8 protein-coding genes are annotated in these 7,480 nt (G+C 71.4%); all 8 read left to right on the top strand.

Features of this window, described 5'->3' with window-relative positions; translation table 11 throughout:
• Window positions 1-53: 53 nt before the first annotated feature.
• The 8 genes from QQK83_RS13540 (at window position 54) to QQK83_RS13575 (ending at window position 7,450) form a co-directional block, all read left to right on the top strand.
• Entirely contained in the window at window positions 54-1,541 is a 1,488-nt protein-coding gene (locus QQK83_RS13540) for a DUF2125 domain-containing protein (protein WP_284265049.1), read from the top strand.
• A 120-nt stretch (window positions 1,542-1,661) separates the two neighbouring features.
• Window positions 1,662-3,008, top strand: a complete 1,347-nt coding sequence (locus tag QQK83_RS13545; RefSeq protein WP_284265051.1) for a TldD/PmbA family protein — start codon at window positions 1,662-1,664, stop codon at window positions 3,006-3,008.
• A complete protein-coding gene (locus QQK83_RS13550; RefSeq protein WP_284265053.1) occupies window positions 2,995-3,780 on the top strand; it encodes an inositol monophosphatase family protein in 786 nt (261 codons plus the stop codon). The genes QQK83_RS13545 and QQK83_RS13550 overlap by 14 nt, the downstream gene beginning before the upstream one ends.
• A gap of 296 nt (window positions 3,781-4,076) precedes the next feature.
• Window positions 4,077-4,322 (top strand): DUF4170 domain-containing protein, encoded by a 246-nt coding sequence (locus QQK83_RS13555; RefSeq protein ID WP_284265054.1) that lies wholly within the window; start codon window positions 4,077-4,079, stop codon window positions 4,320-4,322.
• A 9-nt stretch (window positions 4,323-4,331) separates the two neighbouring features.
• Complete coding sequence (locus tag QQK83_RS13560) at window positions 4,332-5,615, top strand: 3-deoxy-D-manno-octulosonic acid transferase (RefSeq protein ID WP_284265056.1); 1,284 nt, start codon at window positions 4,332-4,334, stop codon at window positions 5,613-5,615.
• Window positions 5,615-6,601, top strand: coding sequence for a tetraacyldisaccharide 4'-kinase (lpxK, locus tag QQK83_RS13565; RefSeq protein ID WP_284265058.1), 987 nt, complete (start codon window positions 5,615-5,617; stop codon window positions 6,599-6,601). The genes QQK83_RS13560 and lpxK overlap by 1 nt, the downstream gene beginning before the upstream one ends.
• A 92-nt stretch (window positions 6,602-6,693) precedes the next feature.
• On the top strand, window positions 6,694-7,065 hold the full coding sequence (locus QQK83_RS13570; RefSeq protein WP_284265061.1) for a hypothetical protein: 372 nt from the start codon (window positions 6,694-6,696) through the stop codon (window positions 7,063-7,065).
• Between the two features lie 31 nt (window positions 7,066-7,096).
• A complete protein-coding gene (locus QQK83_RS13575; RefSeq protein ID WP_284265063.1) occupies window positions 7,097-7,450 on the top strand; it encodes a YciI family protein in 354 nt (117 codons plus the stop codon).
• The last annotated feature ends 30 nt before the right edge of the window (window positions 7,451-7,480 follow it).

The following is a 7,480-nucleotide window of genomic DNA, read 5'->3' on the forward strand; positions in this document are numbered from 1 at the left end:
GGCGGGCCGCGAACATCGGGACAATTCCCCAGCTTCGGATGGAGTCCGTGCCCATGACCAGGTTTCTTTCCCTCTCGCTGTCCACCTGCGCCCTTGTCGCCGCCGGTCCCGCCTTCGGGCTGACCGCGCAGGAGCTTTGGGCGCAGTGGCAATCCCAGGCTGCCGCAACCGGGCAGGTGATGACCGCCGCCGAGGTGCTGCCGGGCGACGGCACGCTGACGCTGAACGGGTTTTCCGCCAGCTACAGCGACGGCGAGGTCTCGACCGTGGGCCGCGTCGAAAGGCTGGTGATGACCGAGACGGGCGACGGATCGGTCTCGATCGACATCTCGGACCGCTACGATCTGACCGTGACCTTCGAGCCCGGCTTCGGCGACCCGCCGGTGAACATCGGCATCGTCCTGACGGCCCCCGACCTCGAGATGACGGCCAGCGGCACGCCCGAGGCCATCACCTACCGCTACGCCGCGCCGATGGTCACGGTCGAGGACGGGCCGATCACCGGCGGCAACGGCGCGCCGCCGACCATCGACATGACCCTGTCCATCGCCGATGTCGCCGCGACCTACACGGTCGATGCCAGCGACCCCGACAACCTCGGCTATGACAGCAGCTCGTCCTTCGGCTCCATCGCGGGCGCGGTGAACATCCTGCCCCCGCCGGGCGAGGAAGGGCGGATGAAGCTGGTGTTGTCCACCGGGGCCGCGACCGGAACCGGCAGCGGGCGGCTGGGCAACATCGCCGAGCTGGCCACCAACCCCGACGCGATCCCGGCGGGTTTCGACGTGAGCGGGGCCTTCGAGTACGAGGACATCGCGGTCGAGCTGACCTTCGAGCATCCGCGCGACGCCTTCACGCTGATCGCCTCGAACGACGGCGGCAGCCTGTCGGCGGAGATCTCGGAGACCGCGCTGGCCTACCGCGTCGCGGCCGAGGGCAGCGCGACCTATTTCGCGGGGGCCGATATCCCCGTGCCGGTCGAGTTCTCGGTCGACAGCGCCGAGATCGCCTTCAGCGTGCCGCTTGCGCCGGGCGGCGGCAGCCAACCGGTGTCGATGCGCCTTGCCTACCGCGACATCGTGCTCGGGCCGGGCATCTGGGCGATGGCCGATCCGGCCGAGAGCTTCCCGCGCGACCCGCTGACGGTGATCGCCGATCTCAGCGGCAGCGTGCGGGTGCTGGAGAACCTCTTGGCGGCCGACATGGACGCCGCGGTGCCGCCCGTCGAGTTGCAGCAGATGACCCTGAACGAGCTGGAGATCTCGGCCGCGGGGGCGCGGCTGACGGGCAGCGGGCAGGCCGAGTTCGCGCCCGGCCCGGTGCCGATGCCGGTGGGCGCGGTCGATCTGCGGCTGTCGGGGGGGCTTGCGCTGCTGGACACGCTGCAATCCACGGGGCTTGTGCCGATAGAACAGCTCGCCATGGCGCGCGGGATGCTGGGGGCCTTCACCCGGCCCGGTGCCACGCCGGACACGCTGGAGACCACGATCGAGTTCACCGAGGGCGGCGGCATCCGGGCGAACGGCGTGCCGTTGCAGTGACCCACATGCCCGGCCCGCGCGCGCCCCGTGCAAACGGGGGGCGGGCCGCGGTCCGCCTTGCGCCGGGGGCGGGTCGGCACTAGGTCCGGTGCTGATCCCGTGCAAAAGGTGCCGCCCCGAATGTCCGAGCCTCTCGCCCCGCTGACCGAAGCCCTGCTCGACGCCGCACGGCGCGCAGGCGCGGATGCCGCCGACGCCATCGCCGTCGATGGAACCTCGCTGTCCATCGGGGTGCGCGCGGGCGCGCTGGAACAGGCCGAACGCTCGGAAGGGGTCGAGATCGGGCTGCGCGTCATGGTCGGGCGGCGGCAGGCCTGTGTCTCGGCCTCGGACACGCGCGCCGAGACGCTGCGCGACATGGCCGAACGCGCCGTCGCCATGGCGCGGCTTGCGCCGGAAGATCCGACCGTCGGCCTTGCCGATCCGGCGCAGCTGAGCGCGCTCCGCGACGGGCGCGCGCTCGACATGTCGGATGCGGGCGCAGACCCCGACCCCGCCGCGCTGGAGGATGCCGCCCGCCGGGCCGAGGCCGCGGCGCTGGCCATCAAGGGCGTGGCGCAGGTGCAATCGGCCAGCGCGGGGTTTTCGCGCACCCGCATCCACCTGGCCGCGACGAACGGCTTCTCCGGCGGCTACGAGCGCTCGGACCACGGGCTTGGCTGCGTCGCCATCACCGGCGAGGGGCTGGGGATGGAACGCGACTATTTCGGCGACGGGCGCAACCACGCCGCCGACCTGATGACCCCGGAAGAGGTCGGCCGCATCGCGGGCGAGCGCACCGTGGCCCGCGCGGGCGCGCGCAAACCCAAGACGGGCGCTTACCCGGTGATCTACGACGAGCGGATTTCCTCGGGAGTGATCGGGCACCTGCTGGCCGCCACCAACGGCAGCGCCATCGTGCGCGGCGCGTCCTGGGCGCGTGACCTGCTGGGCGAGCAGGTTCTGCCCCGCGGCCTGTCGCTGATCGAGGACCCGCACCGCCCGCGCACCTCGGGCTCAAAGCCCTTCGACGCCGAGGGGCTGCCGACCGCGCGGCGCGCGATCGTCGAGGACGGTGTGCTGACCGGCTGGACGCTGGACCTTGCCACGGCGCGCAAGCTGGGGATGACCTCGACCGCGAACGCGAGCCGCGGCACCTCCTCGCCGCCGTCGCCGAGCGTGGGGAACGTGGCGCTGACCCAGGGCGAGACGGACCTTGCCGGGCTGATGGCCGAGATGGGAACGGGGCTTCTGATCACATCGATGATCGGCTCGTCGATCAACCCGACCACGGGGGATTATTCGCGCGGGGCCTCGGGCTTCTGGGTGGAGAACGGCCAGATCGCCTACCCGGTCAACGAATGCACCGTGGCGGGCAACCTGCGCGACATGCTCAGGACGATCCGGCCCGCGAATGACGCGCGCGCGCATCTGAGCCGCGTGGTGCCCTCGCTGCTGGTCGAGGGTCTGACCCTTGCCGGTGCCTGACGCGGCCGAGGACCTTGCGCTGCTGGTCGAGGCGGCGCGGGGCGCGGGGCGGATCGCCGCCCGCTATTTCCGCGACGACCCCGAGACATGGGACAAGCCCGACGGCACCGGCCCCGTGACCGAGGCCGACCTTGCCGTCGATGACATGCTGCGCGACCGGCTGAGTGCGGCGCGCCCCGGTTACGGCTGGCTGTCCGAGGAAACGCCCGACAGCCCCGAGCGGCTGACGGCGGAGCGCGTGTTCGTGGTCGATCCCATCGACGGCACGCGGGCGTTCATCGAGGGCAGCTCGGCCTTTTCGCATTCGCTGGCCGTGGTCGAGGGCGGCGAGGTGATCGCGGCGGTGGTCTACCTGCCGATCCGCGGCAAGCTTTATGCCGCATCAAGGGGCGGCGGCGCAACGCTGAACGACGATCCGATCCGCGCCTCGGCGACCGCCGATCTGGAGGGGGCCGTGGTGCTGGCGACGAAACCCTCGCTCTCCGCAGAGCATTGGCCGCGCGGCGTGCCGCAGGTCACGCGGGTCTATCGCCCGTCGCTGGCCTATCGCATGGCGCTGGTGGGCGAAGGGCGCTTCGACGCGATGCTGAGTTTCCGCGCGACATGGGAATGGGACATCGCGGCAGGCGCGCTGATCATCGCCGAGGCGGGCGGGCAGGTGACCGATGCCGCCGGTGCCCCGCTGCGCTTCAACGCCGAGGTGCCGCAGGTGCCCGGTGTTCTGGCCGCGGGGGCGGCGCTGCACGGACCGCTTCTGGCGGCGCGCGGTTAGGCCACCACCGGGGCCGCTGCGACCGAGAGCGACGCAAGCACGGAGAGCAGGAGGAGCGCGGCGGCGGCGATGAGGCTGATACGAAAGGTCATGGCTGCGTGAAATCCGGGTCTCGAAATGGTCGCCGACACGGGAGTGACGATAGGTAAGCCCCCCGTGCCTGCGTGAAAAAGTCTAGGCGTCGGCCTCGCGGCGGGCGAGTAAGGCATGCCTTACCCCGCACGCTTGACCCCGGCGGGCCAATCCCTAGGGTGCGCGGCGATCCGCCTCCCTCCGATCATCAGGATACCCAGACCATGACCCAGCGCCTTCACCTCGTCTTCGGTGGCGAGCTGACCGACCCGCAAGGGACCGAGTTCCGCAATATGGACGACCTTCATGTCGTCGGCCTGTTCCCCGATTACGCCAGCGCCTACGACGCCTGGAAGGCAGAGGCGCAGCGCACCGTCGACAACGCCCACACCCGCTATTTCATCGCGCATGTGCATCGGCTTCTCGAGGACGGGCCCGAGGGCCCGGACAGCGACAAGACGGGCGGCTGAGCGCGCCCGATGTCCGGCTCGTTCGCCCTCGGCGTCTACCTCGCGTGGTCGGCGCGGTTCGGCCGCGGTTTCGCCGAGCGCAAGCTGCGCGAGCGCGTGGCCGAGGGCAAGGAGGATGCCGCGCGCCTTGACGAGCGGCGGGGCATCGCCGCGGTGCCGCGCCCGGCGGGGCAGCTGGTGTGGTTCCACGCCGCCAGCGTGGGCGAGTCGCTGGCGCTGCTCGAGCTGATCCGCACCCTGCTGGACGAGCGGCCTGACGTCACGATCCTTGTCACGACCGGAACCGTCACCTCGGCCGGTGTCATGGCCGATCGCCTGCCCGAAGGCGCGCTGCACCAATACGTGCCGCTTGACGCGCTCCCCTTCGTGCGGCGGTTCCTCGACCATTGGCGGCCCGATCTTGCCGTCTGGACCGAAAGCGAGCTGTGGCCGACACTGATCTGCGAAACCCATGCGCGCGGCGTGCCCATGGTTCTGCTGAACGCGCGGATGTCCAAGGCAAGCCATGACCGCTGGCGCTTCCTGCACGGCATGGCGCGCAGCCTGCTGGGGCGGTTCGACCGCGCGCTGGTGCAGGACGACCTGACCGAGATCTACCTGCGCCGCCTCGGCATGCTGCCTGCAAAGATGGAGGTGACCGGCACGCTCAAGGAAGGCGCCGCGGCCCTGCCGGTGAACGAGGCGGACCTTTCGGTGATGCGCGCCGAGATCGGGGGGCGGCCGGTCTGGGTCGCGGCCTCGACCCATCCGGGCGAAGAGGAAAAGGTGCTCGAGGCGCACCGCATCGCGCTCAGGACGAACCCGCGGCTCCTGCTGATCCTCGTGCCGCGCCACCCCGACCGGGGCGACGCCATCGCCGCGCTGCTCGAGGCCGGGGACTGGGCCTTTACCCGGCGCTCCGCCGGTGAAGGGCCGGAGCGCGAAACCGCGGTCTACCTCGCCGACACGATGGGCGAGTTGGGGCTGTGGTATCGGCTTGCGACGGTCAGTTTCGTCGGCGGCTCCTGGGTGCCCATCGGCGGGCACAACCCGTTCGAGCCCGCCGCCCTTGGCTCGGCGATCCTGCACGGGCCTTATGTCACCAATTTCGTCGACATCTACCAGCGCCTGACCGAGGCGCGCGCCGCGCGGCTGGTCTCGGCGCCGCAGACGCTGGCCGAGGCGGTCGACGACCTGTTGTCGCCCGACCGCGCCGCCGCGATGGCCCATGCGGCATGGGAGGTGGTCTCGGCCGGGGCGGACGTGACCGAGCGGGCGCGCGACGTGCTGCTCGACAAGCTGGAGGGCGCGTGATGCGCCCGCCCGCTTTCTGGCATCTCGAGCCGGGGCTTCGCGCGGCGCTGCTTTCGCCGCTTGGCGCGGTCTATGCCGCGGGCACCCGGCGGCGGCTGGCAGGGGGCGCACGGGCGCGGGTGGGCGTGCCGGTGATCTGCGTGGGCAACCTGAACGCGGGCGGCACCGGCAAGACGCCCACGGTGATCGCGCTGGCCGGGCGGCTTGCCGAGCGGGGGATCACGGCCCATGCCGTCACGCGCGGGCATGGCGGCTCGCTCGAGGGGCCGGTGCGGGTGGAGGAGCGCGCGCATCGCGCCGACCAGACCGGGGACGAGGCGCTGCTGCTGGCGGCCTTCCTGCCCACATGGGTGGCCAAGGACCGGGCCGAGGGCGCGCGCGCGGCGGTCGCGGCGGGGGCTCAGGCGATCCTGCTCGACGACGGGTTCCAGAACGGCGCGCTGGCCCATGACCTGTCGCTGATCGTGGTGGATGCGCATATCGGTTTCGGCAACGGCCGCGTGATCCCCGCGGGACCGCTGCGCGAGCCGGTCGCGGCGGGGATGCGCCGGGCCGATCTGCTCCTCTCCATCGGCGATGCCGAGGGGCAGGCGCGGTTCGCCGACCGCTGGGGCAAGGCCGTCACCGTCCCCCGGTTGGAGGGGGCGCTGGTGCCGCTGGCCACCGGGCTGCCGCTGACGGGGCTGCCGGTGCTGGCCTTTGCCGGGATCGGCCACCCCGAGAAGTTCTTCCGCACGCTGAAGCATCTGGGCGCCGAGCTGAAATCGACCCATGCGCTGAGCGACCACCAGCCCCTGACCGAGGCGCTGATGTCGCGCATGCTGCGCGAGGCCAAGGGCATCGGCGCGCAGGTGGTGACGACCGAGAAGGACGCCGTGCGCCTTCCGCCCGCCCTGCGCTCGCAGGTGATGACGGTTCCGGTGCGGCTGGGCATCGACGACTGGTCGCCGCTGGATGCGGCCCTTGACCGGGTCTTCGCGGGGTAGACGTTTTTTCGCGGTGCCTGTCGAAATCCGCCCTTCCCGCGGCTCTCTGTCATGACGGCACGGTGCCGTCGTCCATGACAGGAGCAACCGACATGATCCGCACGACCCTTTTCGGGCTGGCCCTTTCCGCCCTGACGGGCCCGGCGCTGGCCGAACCCTTCACCATGCTCATCTACGAGACGCCCGAGGATATCGCGCTGCGCAGCGATGTCGGCGCGGCCGGCGCGGCATATTGGACGCTCTGGGCGGAGTATTCCGCCGAACTCGCCGCGTCAGGCGCGGTGCGCGGCGGCGCGCCCCTGATGATCGACGAGGCAGACGGCGCGGCGCTTTCGGGGTATTTCATTCTCGAGGCCGCGAGCCATGCCGAGGCCGAGGCGCTCGCCGCCTCCGCGCCCGCGGCACTTCGGGACGGTCGCGTGGTGGTGGTGCCGCATCTCGCGGTGCCGGGCATGTCGAACTGAACGCGCAAGGGAGGCCATAGAAATGCAATACATGATCATCTTTCGCGAACCGCTGGACGAGTTCGAAAAGCGCGAGGACCCCGCGCAGATGGGCGATTACTGGGGCGCCTGGGGGGCCTATATCGGCGCCATGCGCGCGGCGGGCATCATCGTGAAGGGCGACGGGCTGCTGCCGCCCGCGATGGCCACGACGGTGCGGATGCGCGATGGCGCGCGGCTGATCGAGGACGGCCCCTTTGCCGATGTGAAGGAGCAGTTGGGCGGCTACTTCGTGATCGAGGTGCCCGACCTCGACGCCGCGATCGACTGGGCCGGGCGGTCGCCCGCCGCGCTGGTCGGCTCGGTCGAGGTGCGGCCGGTGATGCCGGCCGACATGCTGCTGTGAGCGGTGCGGCGGCCCGGACGGCGATCGACC

Source organism: Roseicyclus amphidinii, from assembly GCF_030163755.1.
Lineage (GTDB): Bacteria > Pseudomonadota > Alphaproteobacteria > Rhodobacterales > Rhodobacteraceae > Roseicyclus > Roseicyclus amphidinii.

Coding starts and splice junctions, on each gene's coding strand:
- QQK83_RS13575 (WP_284265063.1), top strand. CDS start 7,097: ATGATCATCTTTCGCGAACCGCTGGACGAGTTCGAAAAGCGCGAGGAC.
- QQK83_RS13540 (WP_284265049.1), top strand. CDS start 54: ATGACCAGGTTTCTTTCCCTCTCGCTGTCCACCTGCGCCCTTGTCGCC.
- lpxK (WP_284265058.1), top strand. CDS start 5,615: ATGCGCCCGCCCGCTTTCTGGCATCTCGAGCCGGGGCTTCGCGCGGCG.
- QQK83_RS13560 (WP_284265056.1), top strand. CDS start 4,332: ATGTCCGGCTCGTTCGCCCTCGGCGTCTACCTCGCGTGGTCGGCGCGG.
- QQK83_RS13555 (WP_284265054.1), top strand. CDS start 4,077: ATGACCCAGCGCCTTCACCTCGTCTTCGGTGGCGAGCTGACCGACCCG.
- QQK83_RS13545 (WP_284265051.1), top strand. CDS start 1,662: ATGTCCGAGCCTCTCGCCCCGCTGACCGAAGCCCTGCTCGACGCCGCA.
- QQK83_RS13570 (WP_284265061.1), top strand. CDS start 6,694: ATGATCCGCACGACCCTTTTCGGGCTGGCCCTTTCCGCCCTGACGGGC.